This is a genomic window from Paenibacillus vulneris (genome assembly GCF_039543185.1).
Taxonomy (GTDB): Bacteria; Bacillota; Bacilli; order Paenibacillales; family NBRC-103111; genus Paenibacillus_S; species Paenibacillus_S vulneris.
Window position 1 is genome coordinate 59,242 of record NZ_BAABJG010000047.1, and the last position, 20,196, is coordinate 79,437.

General features: G+C 46.9%; 16 protein-coding genes. All 16 read right to left on the bottom strand.

Annotated features, from left to right (window positions below; genetic code table 11):
• Window positions 1–381: 381 nt before the first annotated feature.
• The 16 genes from ABEA66_RS31090 to murA all read right to left on the bottom strand — a co-directional run bounded on the left by ABEA66_RS31090 (window position 382) and on the right by murA (window position 19,939).
• Window positions 382–4,248, bottom strand: a complete 3,867-nt coding sequence (locus ABEA66_RS31090; protein ID WP_345593726.1) for an S-layer homology domain-containing protein — start codon at window positions 4,246–4,248, stop codon at window positions 382–384.
• Between the two features lie 239 nt (window positions 4,249–4,487).
• Window positions 4,488–5,597 carry an MraY family glycosyltransferase gene (locus tag ABEA66_RS31095; protein WP_345593728.1) on the bottom strand — a complete coding sequence of 370 codons (1,110 nt, stop codon included), beginning with the start codon at window positions 5,595–5,597 and terminating at the stop codon, window positions 4,488–4,490.
• Between the two features lie 128 nt (window positions 5,598–5,725).
• A complete protein-coding gene (locus ABEA66_RS31100) occupies window positions 5,726–6,418 on the bottom strand; it encodes a WecB/TagA/CpsF family glycosyltransferase (RefSeq protein ID WP_345593803.1) in 693 nt (230 codons plus the stop codon).
• Window positions 6,419–6,465: 47 nt separating this feature from the next.
• Window positions 6,466–7,590, bottom strand: coding sequence for a polysaccharide pyruvyl transferase CsaB (gene csaB, locus ABEA66_RS31105; RefSeq protein WP_345593730.1), 1,125 nt, complete (start codon window positions 7,588–7,590; stop codon window positions 6,466–6,468).
• On the bottom strand, window positions 7,563–9,620 hold the full coding sequence (locus tag ABEA66_RS31110; protein WP_079914238.1) for a DUF5693 family protein: 2,058 nt from the start codon (window positions 9,618–9,620) through the stop codon (window positions 7,563–7,565). The genes csaB and ABEA66_RS31110 overlap by 28 nt, the downstream gene beginning before the upstream one ends.
• 19 nt (window positions 9,621–9,639) lie before the next feature.
• Entirely contained in the window at window positions 9,640–11,346 is a 1,707-nt protein-coding gene (locus ABEA66_RS31115) for a phospho-sugar mutase (RefSeq protein ID WP_345593733.1), read from the bottom strand.
• 46 nt (window positions 11,347–11,392) lie between these two features.
• The gene (gene fabZ, locus ABEA66_RS31120; RefSeq protein WP_079914236.1) at window positions 11,393–11,830 is read right to left on the bottom strand and encodes a 3-hydroxyacyl-ACP dehydratase FabZ; all 438 of its coding nucleotides are present in this window, start codon (window positions 11,828–11,830) and stop codon (window positions 11,393–11,395) included.
• A 215-nt stretch (window positions 11,831–12,045) separates the two neighbouring features.
• On the bottom strand, window positions 12,046–12,594 hold the full coding sequence (locus ABEA66_RS31125; protein WP_192705852.1) for a CDP-alcohol phosphatidyltransferase family protein: 549 nt from the start codon (window positions 12,592–12,594) through the stop codon (window positions 12,046–12,048).
• A gap of 114 nt (window positions 12,595–12,708) precedes the next feature.
• The gene (locus ABEA66_RS31130; protein ID WP_079914235.1) at window positions 12,709–12,954 is read right to left on the bottom strand and encodes a DNA-directed RNA polymerase subunit beta; all 246 of its coding nucleotides are present in this window, start codon (window positions 12,952–12,954) and stop codon (window positions 12,709–12,711) included.
• 26 nt (window positions 12,955–12,980) lie between these two features.
• Window positions 12,981–13,847 (bottom strand): flagellar hook-basal body protein, encoded by an 867-nt coding sequence (locus ABEA66_RS31135; RefSeq protein WP_345593737.1) that lies wholly within the window; start codon window positions 13,845–13,847, stop codon window positions 12,981–12,983.
• A gap of 133 nt (window positions 13,848–13,980) precedes the next feature.
• Window positions 13,981–14,895 (bottom strand): flagellar hook-basal body protein, encoded by a 915-nt coding sequence (locus tag ABEA66_RS31140; RefSeq protein ID WP_345593739.1) that lies wholly within the window; start codon window positions 14,893–14,895, stop codon window positions 13,981–13,983.
• Between the two features lie 45 nt (window positions 14,896–14,940).
• Window positions 14,941–15,939 carry a rod shape-determining protein gene (gene mreB, locus ABEA66_RS31145; protein WP_079914232.1) on the bottom strand — a complete coding sequence of 333 codons (999 nt, stop codon included), beginning with the start codon at window positions 15,937–15,939 and terminating at the stop codon, window positions 14,941–14,943.
• A 188-nt stretch (window positions 15,940–16,127) separates the two neighbouring features.
• The gene (spoIIID, locus tag ABEA66_RS31150) at window positions 16,128–16,415 is read right to left on the bottom strand and encodes a sporulation transcriptional regulator SpoIIID (RefSeq protein WP_028550977.1); all 288 of its coding nucleotides are present in this window, start codon (window positions 16,413–16,415) and stop codon (window positions 16,128–16,130) included.
• A 189-nt stretch (window positions 16,416–16,604) separates the two neighbouring features.
• A complete protein-coding gene (locus ABEA66_RS31155) occupies window positions 16,605–17,339 on the bottom strand; it encodes a M23 family metallopeptidase (RefSeq protein WP_079914231.1) in 735 nt (244 codons plus the stop codon).
• Window positions 17,340–17,406: 67 nt separating this feature from the next.
• The gene (spoIID, locus tag ABEA66_RS31160) at window positions 17,407–18,465 is read right to left on the bottom strand and encodes a stage II sporulation protein D (RefSeq protein WP_345593744.1); all 1,059 of its coding nucleotides are present in this window, start codon (window positions 18,463–18,465) and stop codon (window positions 17,407–17,409) included.
• A 154-nt stretch (window positions 18,466–18,619) separates the two neighbouring features.
• The gene (gene murA / locus ABEA66_RS31165) at window positions 18,620–19,939 is read right to left on the bottom strand and encodes a UDP-N-acetylglucosamine 1-carboxyvinyltransferase (protein ID WP_079914229.1); all 1,320 of its coding nucleotides are present in this window, start codon (window positions 19,937–19,939) and stop codon (window positions 18,620–18,622) included.
• Between the last annotated feature and the right edge of the window lie 257 nt (window positions 19,940–20,196).

Below are 20,196 nucleotides of genomic sequence, written 5' to 3' on the forward strand. Positions count from 1 at the left end.
GTAAAAAAACTAGATAGTCGCATACCCTTATACATTATACACTGCAAAACTAGTAAGGTAAAGAGGTTATTTTGTGAAAAAAAACCAACAAAACCAGCCTCTTCATGGTGTATCATTTGTGTTTCAATGAATTAAACGCAGTGTTGCATCAAAAGTTGCGGTCTTTGAAAAACTTTTTTTCGGTTTTTTAAATTTATTTTCGTATTCATTGTTTGTTCAGCAAGCTTGTCTATCAGACATATATATCATTTTTCATACACTCGCTTGCTCACGAAACTTAGTATACAATGATATATCAGCTTCGTCATCACGTATTATTTTCCAATGTTAATTAAAGAAAAAACTCGCCATATTAGTACTTTGGCGAGTCTTTTCATCTGCTTACTTAGGTATTTTCTTTTGTTGCTTCAGTACGCGTATAGCTACAGCTGCCGCTTCGGCACGAGAGAAAGGGTCTTTGGGTGCAAAGCGATATGTTTGTTTCTTTTGTCCCTCAAGAAGGACATTCGGCATACCTTCAATTAAACCGGCTTTGGTAGCCGCCTCAACAGCCCCTCTGGCGTAATAATCAATACTTCCACCGTCTGTAAAGGACTTCTGAAGGGATGCCAGCAGCTTCTTGTCATCAGTACCCATTTTCAGATCAGCAGCACGAGCAATCATAACCGCAGCATCCTGACGAGATATCGCATCGTGGTGGCCAAAATAACCATCGCTGCCTCCTCTAACAATACCAGCCCTTGCGGCCGCTTCAATGTGTTTGAAGTCATAGAGGCCGTCAGATCCGTACAAGTCGCCTCTCTGAACGTCTTTGAAGGTTCCATCTGTGTAAACGTTGTTGTCTATAGGCATACTTGTATCTTCGTTGTCCAACGGAATATTGAAGATTTTGACGAGCATAGTGACAAATTCCCCGCGGGTTATAGACTCATCGGGCGAGAATTTCTCAGGGCTGGACGTTTTGTTGTTCATCATCCCTTTGGAATACAAAATATCCAAATAGTCTCTTGCCCATGGATGCCCTGTCACATCATCGAAGCTGTCATCCATATACATAACCTGATAGTAACCGAAGGAATCGAATGGTACGGTAATGGTGTTTTTGCTTATGTCTACTACACCACCGATGTTTCTCCATTCTGCTCTTGTATCATTCGGCATACCGTTATTATCGGAGAAGGTGCTGAATTCAAATACCGTAACGTATTTCCATGCATCATCACGAATGCTGGAATCATATTTCAATGTCAACGTACCTCTTTTGGTAGGAATGACATTGTCTTTTAAATACCTATTATAGAAAACATCGTTCGAGGAACCAAAATCGGAAGCTTCATTCGGCAAACGACCGCTTCCTTGAAGCGCGTCCTTCAGTTTAGCTTCCTGATTAGAGCCTCTAATCTCCTCAATCGTTCCCGCATCGATCCAGAATCGCTTGCTCGCCGGTTTGAATCGTCCCGACGTTTCAATAAGGAAGTTCTTCCCGCCACGGTCTTCAATTTCTTTATCTACCCGACCGTCGTCATTGCTTGCAATACCGAACAGGATTTTACGGTCAGCTGAAATATACTGTTTCTCTGCTGCACGATCGTTGCGCATAAGCTTAGTATCTTTAGGGAAGCTCAGTTCAATATCTCCATTAAACACCTTCATTTTGGAGGTCAGAAGCGACTTGTACTGATTTCCTTCTATAGGTGTGTCCACGTTAAACAGAATGAAGCTTCCGCTCAGCTTGCCTGCTGCACGATTAATGGTAAATTTAATTTCATTTTTCCCTGGTTTTAAACCTGTAACCTCATAATAATAAATATCAGGTTGGGTTGGATCTGTAGATTTGACTGCTTGATCCTTACCAAAAACTACGCTGTCCGCATTTTCAGCAAGAATTTTAATTTTCTGGAAGTTCTTATTGATGTTAGCTTGATCTTTGCCTGCTTCATTTTTTATAAGCTGCGGCTCCAGAATTAAATAAGGAGTCGGTTCACGAGTGATAGTGAACGACTTGGTTACTGTAGCCCCGCTATCGTTCGTGACGACAACTGTGAATGTATATGCGCCGTAATCATTAAGCTTAATTGGGTCGCCGCTATTTCGGAATGGGGTTGCTACAGCTCCTGCTGATGTTGGCGATATGCTAAGATCAATAGACGAAGTGCTTCCCGGCTTGAAATAGGTCACTTTAATTTGTTTTGCATTTGCCGCCGAACCTGTAATTTTCAACTCGCTGGAGGTTGTATAATACGTATCCGGCTTTGTATCTTTAGTATACTTAACATCCTTTGGATCATAATCCGGTGCAAAATTCAAGATGGTCGGAAGATTTTGACTAAATACAAAAATGTCATAGTTGGCTTCTGATACCTTTTGACCATCAATCCAAATTTCAAAATGAACCGTCTTTCTTCCATCTTCTTTCCCAAACAGAGACTCAGCCCGTGTGGTAGGCTTCACAGTAAACTTGGTAGCTGAAGAGAACGTAACCTCTCCAGGCTGATCCACCGGCTTATTGTTTATGGATACCTTCAGTTCTCCATTTCCGCCTAAGTTAGCCACTCTACCTGTAATACAAGTATTTCCGCTTTCGCAAACGATCTCACTGATACTTTTTACAACCATTCCATTATAAATATTATCTACGATAATGTAAGGAGCAGCAGAAACCTGCAAATCATAGGATTTGGCACCAGCAGGAAAATCAGTCGGAGAACCCCCTGTTGTATAAGGGATAATTTCCAATTTAGTTAAACCATCGCGAAGCCCTTGCAACAGCACGTCCGCAGTATCGCTATTAATAGGATAAATTCCCCCTGAGTGCCCAGCTACTCCATCATCGTAAGGAGAACCATTAAGCTTCACCAATACTTGCGATGATTGTTTGGCTGTGATTCTCAAAGTAGCCGGAAACTCGGTAATTTGATTGCTTCCTGTTTCAATAAGCTTAGGATTGGTGCTGGCACCTGAGATAATTCGTTCAACGAAATCTACATAAGGTGCATTAGCATCTACGAAATTGAAATTAAAGCTGGATTTCGTAGTGTCGATCATATTTTTATGGGTAAAAGTCACATCAATTTGTTGAAATCTCCGGCTCGTATTAACCGGCAAATCAACTTGAATGTTATGAATTTCAATACCACTTACCGTATCGATCGTTACATTAGTATTTGCTGTATTAAGATTTGGAATGAAGTTTGGTGTAACTCCATTGTTTAACTTACCCGTGGGATCCATTACAACATTATTATCGATATCAAGAAGAGTAAGCTTCTTATCGCTGAAATTGTAGTGAAGCTTATAAGCTCCGCCTGTACCCACCATTTCGATATCGGCATAAACGTAGTCAGATACGCTTCCTGAACGGGTCGTCTTTAATGATGCAGAAAAAGTCACGTTATTGTTGGTACTTGAATTTTGCTGCAAGGTCGGAACTTGTGCCGCGCTTACCTTTTGGGTTGGTGCTGCCCCGTTAGTCGTTTTCTGATCCACCATAGCGCCATAAGCAAATGCTTTGCCATCGTCATAAATAAACGACTTATTTAAGTTGTATGTATTCGTGGAGTTCTTGGATACAAAATTAACTTCGTTATCACCCGGCACAAATTTGATATCATTGGTTCTGCCCGTGTTAGTAATATAGGTAAAAGTACCCCGTGTAAAATTGGCTGGATGATAAGCCGTCGTACCTCTGTTCAAGTAAGCCTCTATACTTGTAGCATTTCCCGCTGTCCCTGTAACAGTCGCTCCGGAATACGGCGCCTTCTTAGGGAACATTTGACCATCAATAATTTGGTCCCCGTTAATGAGGAGATTATTAATAGTAGAAACCGGAACATAATAAGCCCAGCTTGGGGCGGATGCAGTATTTACGGTTCCGTCATATCTTAAGACGATTTTGTTAAGACCTTCGGTTAAAACTACATTAGAAAAAGTAATTTCGTTATTTCCCGTTTTAATCGGCTTGCTGGTCTTGTCGACATTCGATTTCCCTGTCTTTACGTTCGTTACCTCGAAGTAAATGTTAGAGATCTCGTCATCCCCAATACCATTCACATCAGCTGTGATAGAAATCGGGTTCGTTGTGAATTGGTCAACGATCGAATTTCCGTCCGGCTCTTTATCTGTATTACGATACTGCAAGCTTGTAACGCTCAACGTCACTTCGGCGAAGGCCGTTAATGGCGCCACTAAACTTAAAACTAGAGCCAATACAATGGAAAAGCTGGTCCATTTGTAAGTGAGTCGTTTCAAAATGGTTCCTCCTTATGTCATATTTCTTTGATATTTGTTGCATGCTGTCGATCTGCCCTCTCTGCAAAAAAGCCCCCTTTGCTCGTTCTACTGCAGACATAGGCCACCGCAGCAGTAAAAAAAGTTTCGTGTACTTTACTTATCGGCTTTAAGACCTAAAAAATTTAGCGAATCCTGAAAATAGGCAGAACAAAAAATCCCAAACCTTTAAAGGTCTGGGATCTTCTACATATGGCTATTTACTTAATCATCCGAGATCGATTGCCGGACAAAACTCTTATTTTTTGCAGAAATTGAAGCACAGGCTTCTTCGTCTGACTAATGATACCTATCGCTTCCGCTCCTAGTACAAGGACCGCGATAAGAATGACGATCAACAAAACCATTCCCCATATCGCCTGCTGCTCGGACATATAGGAGAGCAGAACGGCCGCGCCTCCAAATAGGGAAGCTACCCCGTAAATAATCAAGACGGTTACACGGTGACTGAAGCCTAATTGCAGCAAGCAGTGATGCAGATGGCTCTTGTCCGGTTTGGAGATAGGCAAATTATTAACCCATCGTCTCAAAATGGCAAAGAATGTATCAGATAGAGGTACCCCAAGTATCATGATAGGCACCAGTAAGGATAAGACAGTAGCCTGCTTAAAGCCTAGGACAGACAACGTTGCCAAGCTGAACCCAAGGAAGAGTGCGCCTGAATCGCCCATAAAGATCTTGGCAGGATGAAAATTATAAAATAAGAATCCGACAATGCTGCCAAGCAATATGATACTGAGCAGAACTACGGTTATGTTCCCCATCATCAAGGCCAAGATAAGAATCGTTGTCGTTGCGATCCCTGATACGCCTGCAGATAATCCATCCAAACCATCAATCAGGTTAATCGCATTCGTCACTCCGACAATCCAGAAAATAGTCAGAGGAACTGCCAGCCAGGTTAACGAAATGGTTGTGTCGCCAAACGGAACGTTCACTAGATCAATCACGACTCCGGAATAAACGACAACGCATGCGGCGAGAATTTGCCCAAGCAGCTTTACTTTGGGGGACAAATCAAACCGGTCATCCAAAGCGCCTACCAGTACAATAATAGCGCCTCCGATAAGCAAGCCCAGCGCTACGTCTCCGTTCAACGAGTCAATGGCCGGAGAAATGACGAAATAAGCGCCTACAAATCCAACAAAAATGGCCAAACCGCCTAGCCTTGGCATGATGCGACTATGTACTTTCCGATGATTGGGTGCATCAACAGCGCCTACCCAGAAAGCAAACTTTTTTACCAAAGGTGTCATTAGAAGGGCAATTATGCATGCGACAGCAAATCCAATTCCGTATAATACATTCATTTTTGTTTTCACAGCCCCTTTTATCTATAAAAACCTCAAACACTTCAGATTATACTCCGTTTGACACCGCAACACCACACTAATTTTAAGGAAATCAGGCGGTTATCAGTAAGTTTTCATAGTTTTTTTCAAGGTCTCTGTACGGTATCCTTCTCTCTAATCACTTTCAAAGCAAACTTCGGCAGGACAAGCATACGTTTGTATCGCCACGGCTCCTGAAGCAGCCGGTAAAACCATTCTAATTTCAGCTTTTGGAACAACTTCGGTGCCCGCTTTAATTTGCCGGACATGACATCAAAGCTTCCCCCAACCCCCATAATAACCGGAACCTGAATCTGTTCCTTGTACTTGGCGATCCAGGGCTCCTGAGTATCCGCCGATCTCCCTACTAATAGAATGTCCGGATGATGTGATCTAATATTCTCGATGACACTTTGATCCTCTTCCGGCTTAAAATAGCCATCCCTATATCCGACTAGCTGGAGGTTCGGAAACTTCTCCTTTAAACGGTTCGCAGCAGCCTCAATAATTTCGGGGGATGCTCCGAGCAAAAATACTTTCCACCCTTTGGATTGCCCCAAATCCATAAGATGATGTATCAGATCGAAGCCTGTTACCCGTTCGGCCACAGGGTTGCCAACGTATTGAGAGGCCCATACGACCCCCGCCCCGTCAGGGACGATCAAGTCGGCGTTTTTCATCATCTCTAGATAAGCCGTGTTTTCCAAGGCTGACATGACCATAATCGGGTTAGCCGTAATGATTTGATGCGGGCGTCCGGAATCGATCATCCGAGCAACTTGTGTGATCGTATCCTTCATATTGAGTTTGGAGAACGGTACGCCGAATATGGACACTTTCGGTATCGTCACTTGGAATCCCTTCCTTTGGTGAAAAATGAAGCCATATATTGTGCAGGCTTTTGTGCTTCGTTCTTCAGCTGACTAAAAAGCCCTTTTTTCTCTTCACGCCAGGAAGAACGATTGGCAAGCAGCTTCAGCCCTTCTTCAGCCACTCGTTCCGGCTGAATACTCTTGGTCGTTGCAACGACCGGCATTTGCAGCCGTTTCATAAATTGATCGATCTTCGGATCATAGGAAATTCCGAGCATAGGCACTTCCTGTGAAGCGGCATAGATCAGCGAATGAAGTCTCATTCCTATTAACAGCTGGCAGCGGCCGACTTCAGCCAACATGTGCTGCGGGTTAACAACATTCTCCGCCGTAGTGATCCGGGAACTGAACTTGTCCCCGATGAGACTGCGAACTTCGTGGGAAGCCTCCGTATCTAATGGCAAGTGAAACGGTAAAAATCTGACAACCGCTTCACTTTGCTCCAGCATAAGGCGCAGTGCCTCGGCAAGAGCCTTCAGCTCTGAACGATCCTGGTTCCAATAGCGAACGGACACGCCGATAACGGGTTTTTCCTCTGACCGGTGCCCTTCCGTTTCATAAGAGCCAAGCGGCATCCCCATCACCGGATCCGGTACCACGATGATTTCCTTCGACACCTTCATCCTTCGAAGCAATTCTCTAGATTCCTGGTCTCGAACCGATATATATTGCGTTTTATTAAAAATAGAACGGATCCAGCCAAAAAACAAACCGCGGCTGACCGGACCGATTCCTTGCGAGTAAATAAAGGTTGGTTTCCCAAGCCATTGCGCGATTTTCAGGATGGCCAGGTAATACGGAATCGTTTTGGCGCTGGTGGCATCCTGGAGAAGACTGCCTCCGCCGCTGATCAGTCCATCCGCTCCGCGAATGGCGCTAATCACTTGGCCGAGCTTCATCCGATGAACGGATTCGACTCCGTACATTCTGCTTGTTTTCTCAGGCTGAATCGAAAGAACGACCGGCACGAATCTTACGCCGTTCGCCCTTCCTTGTTCATCCAATGCCAGTAAAATCGATTGGAGTACGGCTTCATCACCGCTATTATCAAAGCCATAATAGCCGGATAAGACTATTCTTTTAGTAATAACGGGGTCCAACGACGCCAACTCCTTACTACGATCTCCCAAACAATAATGTAACCAAGCCCGATTAGTATCCCGAACGACAAGCCGTATACGATTCGAATCGACGAAATCATCAGCGGGGTATGCAAATGAGCAAAGGTATCGACTATTGAAGCCTGACCAACGACACCTACCAGGATAAGCAGCAGCGCATTGCGATATTTCATGCACAAGTAAGCTCCGAGCAGGAACAGCGGATGGGCAATCAAGAATTCCTTGGTTCTAGGTCGAATGCCTAAAGTGTTCTCCAGGAATGAGCGGAACAAACGTTCAAACGCTGAAGCTTGTCCTTCGTTTCCCGTTCTCGATAAGTAGTACATCCCGGCACCGACAATGGCGGCGGCACCGATAACCCACAATACGCTAATGTACGATGACAGCAGCTTTTTCCCTTTGGCCAGCTTTTCTTTATGAGATAAATCTTCATTAAACAGCAGCCAGTAAAGTGCTACCAGGACAATCGGCAGCAAATGCAGCACGCTGACGCCCCTGAACTGGTCTAACACCAGCGGGTAAATGATCTGATTTAGCAGCCCTACGATAAAGCATACGCCAATAACCGAGATAGCCGAAGTTCGCAGCAGCAGCCAAATCGCATAGCCAAGACGGTTGCCTGTGCGCGCCTGATACTTGGCTTTTGCCGAACGAAGGGCGTAAATAATGGCCAACGTAGGGGCACAAGTTCCCGAGGCCAAAGCAAGAGCTTGAGCGAACAAATTCGGTGAGAGAACGTATAATCCTGCTGCACCGATCAAGCCGATAATAAAGATAAACAAGGTTATCTCCGGAATAAAAGCCGATACCGTCAATGCAACCAAAGCAATCGCCCCAACGAACAATACGACCTTGGCTGCCTTCTGCCATCCCGAATGGAATGGGAAGAAGCGCTCTGCTATCCCCATGGTATAGCCAGCTTCTTTAATACGAGGGATCGCTCCATCCTCGCCCCGCAAGCTTTCTTTGATGGAATCGAGCGGGTTAAGAATTTTTCCTTTATCCAGATTCTTAACTGCCCGCGCATTTAGGAATACCATGCGGATATTGCGATCCTTGACCGCCAACACAAAGCGATCCGAGACACCTTGAATGCGATCCTTCAATTCTTGCTCCGTCAAGTTCTCCGTCAGCTTCTCTCCATCCTTCTCGGTGAAGGAGTGCAGACGAACGACGTTATAATCGATCAGCTTGGATAGCCGGTTAAATCCTTTTTGCTGCGTTTTCTGCAGCTCGATATTGGCCAGGCCCATATGATGCTTTTTCATCAGCTCAGCCATAATCTCGATGTTTTCCGGCTTCGTCTCACTGACGTAGCCAGGAACCGTCTCTCCATCGATGATAAATCGCTTAACACCTAACTGTTGAAGCTGCCCGAGCAGTCCGTCCATCCGAGCTTCATCGAACGGTCTCCGGTTGGACATCCTCATAACGATTTGGAATCCTTGCTCCTTCAGCATCGAAAGCGTGATCGGGTCCGGGTCCATTGGCTTGAGGTTCGCTTCATCCAATCCCATTTCGATAATCATACCGTTTTGGTTTTTGAAGCTCCATGGACGCGTTTTTACATTCAAGCTGTTAAAGGTTTGGGTAATCAGCGGCTGGAGCTTATCCTGAGCGTCCTTCTCAGCAAACAAAATATAAGTAAAGTTTTCGTTCGGTGAGATCGGGCTCTGGGTCAGCGCAGTCGCTTCATGAGATGAAAACACCTCTATCCTCCGGCTTAATCTAAGCTCGCTTAACGTAGACTCATAGACCGCCATGGATTGTACGCCTGCGCTTTTCAGCTCTTTAAGCTGAGTCATAACAAATTGACGCGGATCTGTCTGGGTATCGGAAATTTCAAGCAAGTCCCGATAATCAAACACAATTTCAACCTTGCGCGCCGTTTGCTGTTCGGTTTCGTTTCTTTCATAAGCAATGGGCAGCGAAGCCAACAGCCCAAGAATAACAAGCCACCATAACCATTTGATACATTTCCGATTCCAGTGCGAGTAACGCCCAGTCAACACGTTCCAACTCCTACCGTTATTTTTGGTCAACCCGGCTCATGACGGCGTTAACCAGGCCATGAATCGCGTCGGAGGCTGCTTGCGCTGAATTGCCGCGGACAGCAAAATATACTTTAATCTTCGGCTCTGTGCCGGATGGACGCAAGCAGAACCACGAATTGTCCGCTAACGTATATTTCAATACATTTTCAACCGGCAATCCATACAAGCCGAGGGAGAAGTCTTCGACTTTGACAACCGTTTGGCCGTTCACTTCAGTAGGTGGATTTTCACGCCAGTCTCTCATAATGCCCTGAATTTGCTCTACGCCGTCTTTGCCTTTCATAGTCCGCGACTCAAGCGATTCCAAGAAATACCCGTGGCGCTCATAAAGCTCCTGAAGAACCTCGTACAAGGTTTTTCCTTGATTCTTATAATAAGCGGCTGCTTCACAAATAAGCATGGAAGCAATGACCGCATCCTTATCTCTTGCGTAGTTGCCGGCCAGATAGCCATAGCTTTCCTCATAACCGAACAAAAATTCCGCTTCTTTAGAAGCTTCGAACTGCGTCATTTTCTCCCCGATGTACTTAAATCCGGTTAAAGTATTCAAGGTTTCCACGCCATAATGCTTGGCAATAACGGCGCCCATCTCGCTGGTAACAATGGTTTTAACTACAACCCCGTTGGAAGGCAGCTCGCCGCGCTCCTTCAGATTGCTTAACAAATAATCAACCATGATGGCACCCGACTGATTGCCTGTCAGGACAAAATACTCCCCGTTCGCATCCTTGACTACCGCACCCATCCGGTCACAATCCGGGTCGGTACCGATGATGATGTCAGCGTCGACTTCCTTCGCTTGCCGAATCGCCAAAGTGAAAGCATCCTTTTCTTCCGGGTTAGGGGACTTGACTGTAGAGAATTTAGAATCCGGCAGCTCTTGCTCGGCCACAACCTCAACATGATTAAAGCCAACAGCGCTCAAGACCGCTCGAACCGATAAGTTCCCTGCTCCATGAAGCGGAGTGTACACGACGCGGAAGCTATCGCTCATTGTTCTAACGATTTCTTTATTCAAGCTGACGGCTGTAACAGCCCGAACATACTGCTCATCCAGTTCTTCTCCAACCCACTGCAGAAGACCGGATGCTTCCGCGTTGGCCCGCGTTTCACGTTTCACATCGCTGAAGGACTGGACCTGCTGAATCTCGCCGATCACTTGTTCCGCTTGATCAGGAACCAGCTGTCCGCCATCGGAGCCATATACCTTGTATCCATTGTATTCAGGCGGGTTGTGACTGGCTGTCACTACGATGCCTGCGGATGCCTTCAAAGCTCTTACGGCAAAGGAAAGCTCAGGCGTAGGACGCAGCGATTCAAAAACATAAGCCTTAATTCCGTTACCGGCCAACACTTTGGCTGCTTCCAGAGAGAACTCCGGCGACTGATTCCGCGAATCATAAGCTATGACTACCGACGGATTAGCGTAACCTCTTTTATTAATAAATTGTGCAAGGCCTTGTGTGGCCCGGCCCACCGTATATTTATTCATGCGGTTCGTACCCGCTCCAATAACACCGCGAAGTCCTCCGGTTCCGAATTCGAGATCGCGGTAAAAGCGGTCCTCTATTTCCTTCGGCTGATCTGCGATGCTTTTCAATTCATTCTTCGTCTCTTCATCGATGGCAGGATCGTTCAACCATAGTTTGTATTGTTCTTCCACTCGGTTTTGCGTGCTCATAATCCATCTCCTTTTTAGACCTATATAATAGTAAGAAATAAACCCATTACTTTTTGGCGGGGTCGGACAAAGCGAACATAAGGGTTCCTTCGGCAACCACCTTGTCGCCTACTTTGGCTACGGCCTGTCCTTTCCCAATGGAGCCCTTGAGGCGTGTAATCTCTACTTCCAGGATCAAAGTATCACCAGGCACAACTTGGCCGCGGAAACGAAACTCATCAATGCCGGCGAAAAACCCCAGCTTGCCCCGGTTGGCTTCTACCAGCAGCATTGCTACAGAGCCGACTTGAGCTAACGCTTCAACAATCAGGACTCCTGGCATCACCGGATATCCCGGGAAATGGCCTGCAAAAAAAGGCTCGTTCATCGTTACATTTTTAAGACCCACCGCTTTGACGCCGGCTTCCACCTCTAAGATTCGGTCTACAAGCAAAAATGGGTGTCGATGAGGAATAATTTCTTGAATTTGTACAGCATCCAGCACAGTAATGTGACTCCTCTCAAGATTGGGTATAAAAATTTTTCTTTCAACTTACAATATAACTGTCCCTTCATGACCTGCAGTAGTGAAGGTTGATATAAGGGAGCTTATGTCCAGGCTTGCCGATGTATGCCAGCTTGGGCCTAAGCTCTTTTTACAGTATAAGGGTTAACGAGGCTGCACATCCACTCTTGCTCCAGAAGTGCGGCATGGCCTCTTCATATGTTGGGCTTTTGCGGCTCAACGGCCACCTTATCTTCGGGTTTATTGAGAAAGTAAAATTGAAAGGCATAAATCGTCGATGTAACGAAAGAAACAATAATAACAAACCATAAATAGGCATTCGCATAAGGAAGCTGAAAAATAATAAGCAGAATGGCTACATAGTATAAAACCGTTGTCAATTTACCCATAGCATTAGCCGGTACCGTCTGTTTGCCGCGAAAGTGGAAAATCGCTGACCCCACTATCATTCCAGCATCGCGCAAGAACATGGCCAAGGCAGCCTCCCACGAAATCATCCTGGACCACACCAAGGAAAGAATGACGGTTATCATCATCATCTTGTCCGCCAATGGATCGAGCATGCTGCCCAGTTGGGTGACCAGCTTCTTTTTACGCGCGATATAACCGTCCAGCACATCCGTCATCCCCGCCAGCAGCAACACAAAAAAAGCGGATCTGACATAACCTGCCTCGAACACCAACAAATACACGGGGATAAGAAAAAACCGGCATACTGTTAACAGATTAGGTAAGTTCCACACGTAAAAACCTTTCTCCCCTTCCGCGTGATTTGGGCATTCGTTCCCATCATCCATATATTATACCGTTCTTAGACCAAAAATAAAACTCCCACGAAGGGAGCTTCTACGACGGTATTAAGTTTCGGAAAAGACCAGATCATACAAATGGCGCCATGTGTCTATTTCATAGACTTCGCTCATGGGACGCTTTCCTATATAGACGTATCCCAAGACAAGCCCAATAGCTAAAGCAACCATACACAAGAACGGAATGGACAACCACTTGGCTATTAAAAAGGTGACTCGCTTCCATTTTTTAGGGGACTTGGGACGTTTCTGTCCTTTATCCTTACTTGCTTTTTTGGGAACTGCTTCTGTCATTACCTCAACCTCACTTTAAAAGAGGCCTATCCGCGCAAGCTGTTGGCAAGACCCATCATCGTATCTGCGGAAGTGATCGCTCTCGAGTTTAATTGGAATGACCTTTGCACTTGAAGCAGGTCCGTCATTTCATCGGCTAATTTCACGTTCGACTTCTCTAGGAATCCTTGACGCACGGCCACTCTATTCACTGTATTGTCCGTTGTTGCTACGGGCTCCAAAATATCATTGGGGTTTGCAGCATTGGCCGGTAACCCGTATAAATTATCACCCAGCTGCTTCAGAAGCTGCGGGCGAAGAACGCGTACCATCTTGATCTGGCCGACTTCTACCGGAGGAGCCGACTTGTCGGCATCGTCCATTGCCATGATCGTACCGTCCTCTTCAATCTTCACCTTATGGTTGGCCGGAACTCGGATCGGATTCCCGTCGGTTCCCATTACGTAACGTCCGTCTTTCGTGGTCAGAAAGAAGTCAGCATCCGCCGGGTTTTCCGAAGGACTCAGCTGAAAGGAACCATCCCTCGTCCATACGGTTTGGGCTGTTAAGGCCCCATTGGCATCCCGGGTGATGCTATTGATTTCGAATAAACCGTTACCCTCGACGGCTAAATCCAGATCGTTGCCTGTAGGCTGCAGGGAGCCTTGTCCCATATTGAGCTGAGCCTGTACGAGCATGGCACCCCATCCCTGATTATACCCAAGAGGAGATAAACGGCCTTGCTTTTGAAACCCGTTAGGCTGTTGCTTTACGCTGGTAAGGACATCCTGGAAGGATGCTTCTTTGCGTTTATATCCGTTCGTATCAATATTGGCCATGTTATTGGATAAAATATCGAGCTTTTGCTGCAGAGCCTGCATTGATACCGACGCGTTGATCATTGAGTTGTTCATGCGTTTCCTCCTAAGAGTTTTGCGAAGCAAAACTTACTTCGTAAGCGCTGCTGAGCTTTGCTGCTGCAAGCTTGCTTCGTAAGCATCGCCGAGTCCTGCCTTAGCAAACAAACCACCGCGGCAACCCATTCGCTTATACTCGGCCGACCTCGTTAACGGCCTTGTCCATGCTTTTGTCATAAAACTGGACCACTTTCTGGTTCGCCTCATAAGCTCTTAGAGCGGCCATCATATCCACCACCGATTGGCTCCCATCGACATTAGAACGCTCAATAAAGCCTTGGCGCACTTCCAGCTGCTCCATCTCATTAGGATCGTTCGGATTAACAGGTCTTGCCATGCCTTCGAAGCCGGGATTCAACCGATATAACCCATTTCCTTCGCGCACCAATTGGTTCGGATCTTCAATGCGGCTAATCAACAGACTGACAGGCTGATTGTTAGCATTAAGAATTTCGCTTCCGTCCGGATTCAGAAACCGACCCGACTTCGTTACACGAAAATCGATGATTGGCGTTTGGGTTGTGGTGTCCATCAACACAATAGGTTGTCCATCCGTACCCAGTACCGGAAGACCGTTAGTTGAAATTAACCGTCCGTTGACGTCGACGGAGAACTTGCCGTCCAATGTATACCGCTGCTCGCCATTAGGATCCTGAACCGTAAATAGAGCTTGCGGCTGATTAATTCGCTGCCCATTGGCATCCACATATTTACCTGAAGCATCAAATCTGGCACCAGGCACCTGCATGTTGGATACAATCGCAAAATCAAACGGACTGCTCGTCTCCTGAATGTCCCCCTGCTTATGGACGGACACATTTTCCTCCGCCATAACGCCTGTATTGAGGCGGCCCACAGGAATGGCTTGAGGCTCTCCCTTCCCGTTCCCGATACGCGAAATCAGCATTTCCGGAAAGGAGCGGTTTATCGCATTGCCTTGTTTGAAGCCCGGTGTATTGATGTTAGCGATGTTGTTCGTCACGATGTCGTGTCTGCGCTGTTGTGAAATCATACCCGAAGCCGCGGTATAAAGACCTCTTAGCATGGTTATGTATCCTCCCAGACGTACTAGTTAATAGTTGAAGCCGGGTTAAAACTTCCGTTTGGAGACCTTGTCAAGGTTGTCCAGCATAATTCCGGTTCCTTTAACGACGCAATGCATAGGGTCTTCTGCAATAAGGACAGGCACCTTAAGCTCGTCCGCCAGCAATTGATCAATTCCGTGCAATAGAGCGCCGCCGCCCGTCAGAATAACGCCTCTGTCAATAATATCTGCGGATAGCTCCGGAGGAGTGCGCTCCAATACGGATTTTGCCGCAGCAACGATCGAAGAAACCGGATCCCACAACGCTTCCTGAATCTCATTCGAGTTGATGGTAATCGTCAACGGCAGTCCGCTCACCATATCTCTGCCGCGGATATCCATCGTTTCCTTGCGTCCGTCCGGATACACTGTTCCAATTTTGACCTTGATATCTTCCGAGGTGCGTTCCCCGATCAAAAGCTTATATTTGCTCTTGATATACTTCATAATACTATTATCGAACTTGTCCCCCGCAATTTTAATAGAAGAGGAGGTGACAATATCGCCCATGGACAGCACGGCAACATCTGTCGTCCCCCCGCCGATGTCTACAACCATGTTCCCGCTAGGCTGGTAAATATCCATGCCCGCGCCGATCGCAGCGGCTTTAGGCTCCTCTTCCAAGAATACCTCTCGGGCTCCGCTGCGCTCTGCAGCTTCACGAATAGCCTTTTGCTCCACGGACGTAATGTTGGTCGGAGCGCAGATGAGAATTCTAGGATGGCTGTACCACTGCTTGCCTCCGACCTTATTGATGAAGTGCTTGAGCATTAATTCCGTGATCTCGAAGTCGGCTATGACGCCGTCCTTAAGCGGGCGAATAGCCACAATATTGCCGGGAGTACGTCCAACCATACGGAACGCTTCCTCCCCTACGGCCAGCACCCGCTTCGTGTCGCTCTCAATGGCGACAACCGACGGCTCATCCAGTACAACGCCGCGCCCTTTCACATGTATCAGGACGTTCGCTGTCCCAAGATCTATGCCAATATCCTTGCTTAACATTGAAATGTTCCTCCCTAAACAAACCGTCCATTCCTTAAACAGAAGCGGTACCTCTATTATAATCGTTACTGTATACCATTCGCTATTCGTTTGCAAAATCCTCTTTTTTAATCGGCTTTTTCGACATGAATCGCTTTCTGTTGTCGGTTCGGATCGGTTTGAGGGAGTGTAAGCGAAATCATAACCTTTTACTTCGCGGTGACCAGTTTATCCTGAGCTTTTGGGCTGCGTGTTTTCCGGTATTTGATCTTCGTAGCTTCCCCCCCGCGCAGGTGACGAATCGACTTGTGATACTCCAAAATATGTTTGACTTGGTTAGCCAGATCCGGGTTAATTTCGGGCAGTCTTTCGGTTAAATCCTTGTGCACCGTACTCTTGGAAACACCGAATTCTTTAGCGATTGTGCGAACCGTATGCTTAGTTTCCACTAGGCAACGTCCGATTTTGATGGTTCGCTCCTTAATGTAATCGTGCACTCCCCTCGCCTCCCTACTCGAGTTAGTTTGGTACATTATATGAGGGGCGTTTACTTATATTCTTTGTTTCCAAGCGTGACAAGCCCATTAAGACACAATTATTTTCAAGGACAAGCAGCCATGACAAGCTTCGATGCGAAAAAAAGGGAGCGTCTATGCGCCCCCCGCCATCTTTATTCCTGGTTCAGATTAATGACTTGTCAAAAAGGTTTCCGGATTGACGGCTTGACCGCTCTCACCTTGGCGAACCTCGAAGTGAAGGTGGTTGCCTTGTTCCTTCTCCAGCTCGTTGCGGCCGGCTTTGGCGATAATATCGCCTTTTTTCACTTCGGCATCTTTGGCTACTTTAATATCCGCCAAGCTTTGGTATACGGTAACCAAACCGTTGGAATGCGTAATTTCTACCAGGTTGCCGACGACCGGATTTTTCTCCACTGCCGTCACCTTGCCGCTCATAGCAGCCATAACGTCAAACGACTGATTGTCCGGTCTGGAGAAATCCATACCCATGTGCGGAGTGAACGTATCGCCGTATTCTACCATGGCTGTCTGTCTTACTTCGTTAGAAGCTTTGCTGTCGAAGAACGGAAGCACTACATCAAGCTCACTGCGATCCTTGAACGGCCATTGCATCGTTTCGGTGTTGGCGTTGACAGCTACGGCGTTCGGGTTCATTACGCTATCGGTTACCGATGCCGATTTGCTGCTGTCGATTCCCAATTCATTCGTTAGGGTCGACTTTCCGGCATCCTGGTACACCCACATTAACGTTAAGATAATTGCCGCCGCTGCCATGTAAGTTGCAGGAAACACCCACTTTTTCGCTAGCAATCTTCTCCAGGAAAAAGCTGGTTTGGTTTGCGCTCCTTCGATAGTTTTAGGAGCTTCTTCATTGTTTTGCAAATCTCTCTTTTGATCATTCATAGATTTATCACCTCGCTAACCATTGTTGCCACGGATACAAGTTTTATACGCGAGATGATCTATTTTTTTAGAAACTTTTCCCTTTTACTAGGTTCGATGCTCTACTAATTTCAATTCCGGTATAAAAATACTTGACGATCTCCTCCGCTTTCCGTCCCTCCAGCGCCATTCCATTGGCTCCCCATTGACTCATACCGACTCCATGGCCATAGCCGAACGTAGTGACCTGCAGATTCGTCCCCTTCCAACTCCACTGAAATTGAGAGGAAGCCAAGCCCAGCTTCTCACGGACTTCACGACCCGTAAATGTCTTTCCTCCTATGGCCATTGACTTGATCCTGTGCCCTTCGGTCATCTGGAGAACCTTTAACGCCCCGCTGCCGTTGGCGGAGACCGGAATGGACGTGCGAATACCCAGCTTGCTTTGCAGCTCTTTGAGAGAAACGGTGGTCGTCTCCTTGTAACGGGGCGATAGCTTGGTGTCCCAAGGGCTGGGTACGCTGCGTAAATACGGGATGTATTCGTTCCAGTAATCCTCCGAATTTTCCGTATACCCGTTGCTGGTAGAGAAGAAGGTAGCCTGGATCGGCTTTTGTTGATAGGTTAAGATCAAATCCTTCGTTTCGTTCACTGCCTGATCCAGCTTGTCCGAATTAGCCGCGTAGGCTGCTCCCCAACGTGTCTTCAATTCGTCGTCGGACACATAGGCTTGGTGAGCGGTCGTATCCGTTACCCAGGCATTGCTTACCGGCATATTGCTGAAATCCTGCTCCACTATTCTTCTAAGGATGTACGTCCGCGCCGCCATAGCCTGAGCCTTCATTGCTTCCAATTCAAACTCTATCGGCATCTCGGCAGCCAAGACGCCTCTTACGTAGGCTTCGAGTGGAATAGATTCCACTTGCTTGTTTTTGCTCAAATAGACCGGGATGACGAGGGAGGCGATCCCTTCCTGTTGAACTGCCTGTGAGGCTGCCGCGTCCTGCTGTCTTTCCACCGGAGGCGCAGGGGTAACGTTTTTGACGAGTATGGCAGGTACTATGATTATGACGGCTAAGAAACTAGTTAAAGATAGCGCAGCCCATTGGATCATCACTCTCTTGTCCATCGTTTCTACTTCCTCCATCTTCTGTCGGCTCTTAGACAGCTTATTGTTGTGATGCCAGGTAACTCCATCTTATGAGCCCAAAAAATAGAATAGAACACGGAAATAGAAAACAAAAAAGAGGAGCTCTCCCTCGTATGAGAGATTCTCCTCCTGCCGTACACCTTCTATTCAATTATGCCAAGCTAGGGCTTACAGCGAAGATCGAAATGGATTCTTCCTCCGGCTCAACGACTTCCAGCGATACCCGCTGAATGTCTGCACCCAGCATACGCAGCTTATTGGCAATATCAACGTAGCCCCGGTCAATATGGTGGATGCCGGTAATCTCCGTTTCTCCATCCGCAGCAAGCGCAGCCAGGATAAGTGCCGCTCCGGCGCGAAGGTCGGTAGCGCATACTTTGGCTCCACGCAGTCTGGCGCCGCCGCTAATGACAGCCGAACGCCCGTCAACCTTAATGGACGCATTCATATTAACCAGCTGTTCTACATGCATAAAGCGGTTCTCGAATACGGTTTCCGTAACGATACCGGTCCCTTCAGCCGTTAACAAGAGTGCCATCATTTGCGATTGCATATCGGTAGGAAATCCGGGATAAGGCAGCGTCTTCACATCAACGCAGCGAAGAGCTCTATCGGTATATACACGAAGACCGTTCTCGTCTTCCTCGATGGTTACACCCATCTCCTGCATCTTGGAAATAACCGGCCTTAAGTGATCGCCAATGGCGCCTTCAATGTACAAGTCGCTTCCTGTAATTGCTGCAGCAATCATGTATGTACCCGCTTCGATCCGGTCCGGTATGACCGTATGTACTGCACCGCTCAGCTTCTCGACACCGTCGATACGAATGAGCCCTGTTCCGGCACCGCGAATTTTGGCTCCCATGGCATTCAAATAGTTTGCCAAGTCCACAATCTCCGGCTCCTTAGCCGCATTCTCGATCGTGGTCGTCCCTTCGGCCAACGTGGCGGCCATCATAATATTTTCGGTAGCCCCAACGCTAGCCACGTCCAGGTACACCTTCGCACCCTTCAACCGGCCCGTTACTCTCGCCTCGATGTAGCCCTGACCCAGCTCGATCTCCGCTCCCATCGCCTCAAAACCCTTTAAGTGCTGATCAATAGGACGCGTGCCGATCGCACAGCCGCCCGGCAATGATATTCTTGCCTGACCCATACGGGCCAATAAAGGTCCCATAACAAGAAAAGAAGCCCTCATTTTGCGGACCAGCTCGTAGGAAGCCTCGCACGTTACAATGTTCCGGGCATTGACCCGTATCGTTTCATCTTTATATTCGATTTGTACCCCGAGACTTTCCAAAACCTTATTAATAACGATGACGTCGTCCAGGGGAGGTGCGTCGTGGATTACGCTGTCTCCTTCTGTACCCAAAATAGAGGCTGCGATAATCGGCAAAACGGCGTTTTTTGCACCGTGTATTCTAACTTTGCCTGACAATCTCTGGCCGCCGCGGACGATAATTTTGCTCATCATGGTCCCCCTCCGCGCTGTTTTCATTGCACACTGTACTAGTTTAGCATTGAACCTTCAGCATGTAAATTTTCATTTTGAAAAACCAATCAAGATACTATTCGGAGCAAACAAGGGATTTACAACGGTTGTACTATCCATTGTTGACAAGATTCACCTTAGTTATTCGCAAACCGCATCTTCCTGCCTGTTTTAGCCATCTTTTTCACAAAAATGTCTAATCATTCGATAAAGCCCGACATCCATACGAGGCACGC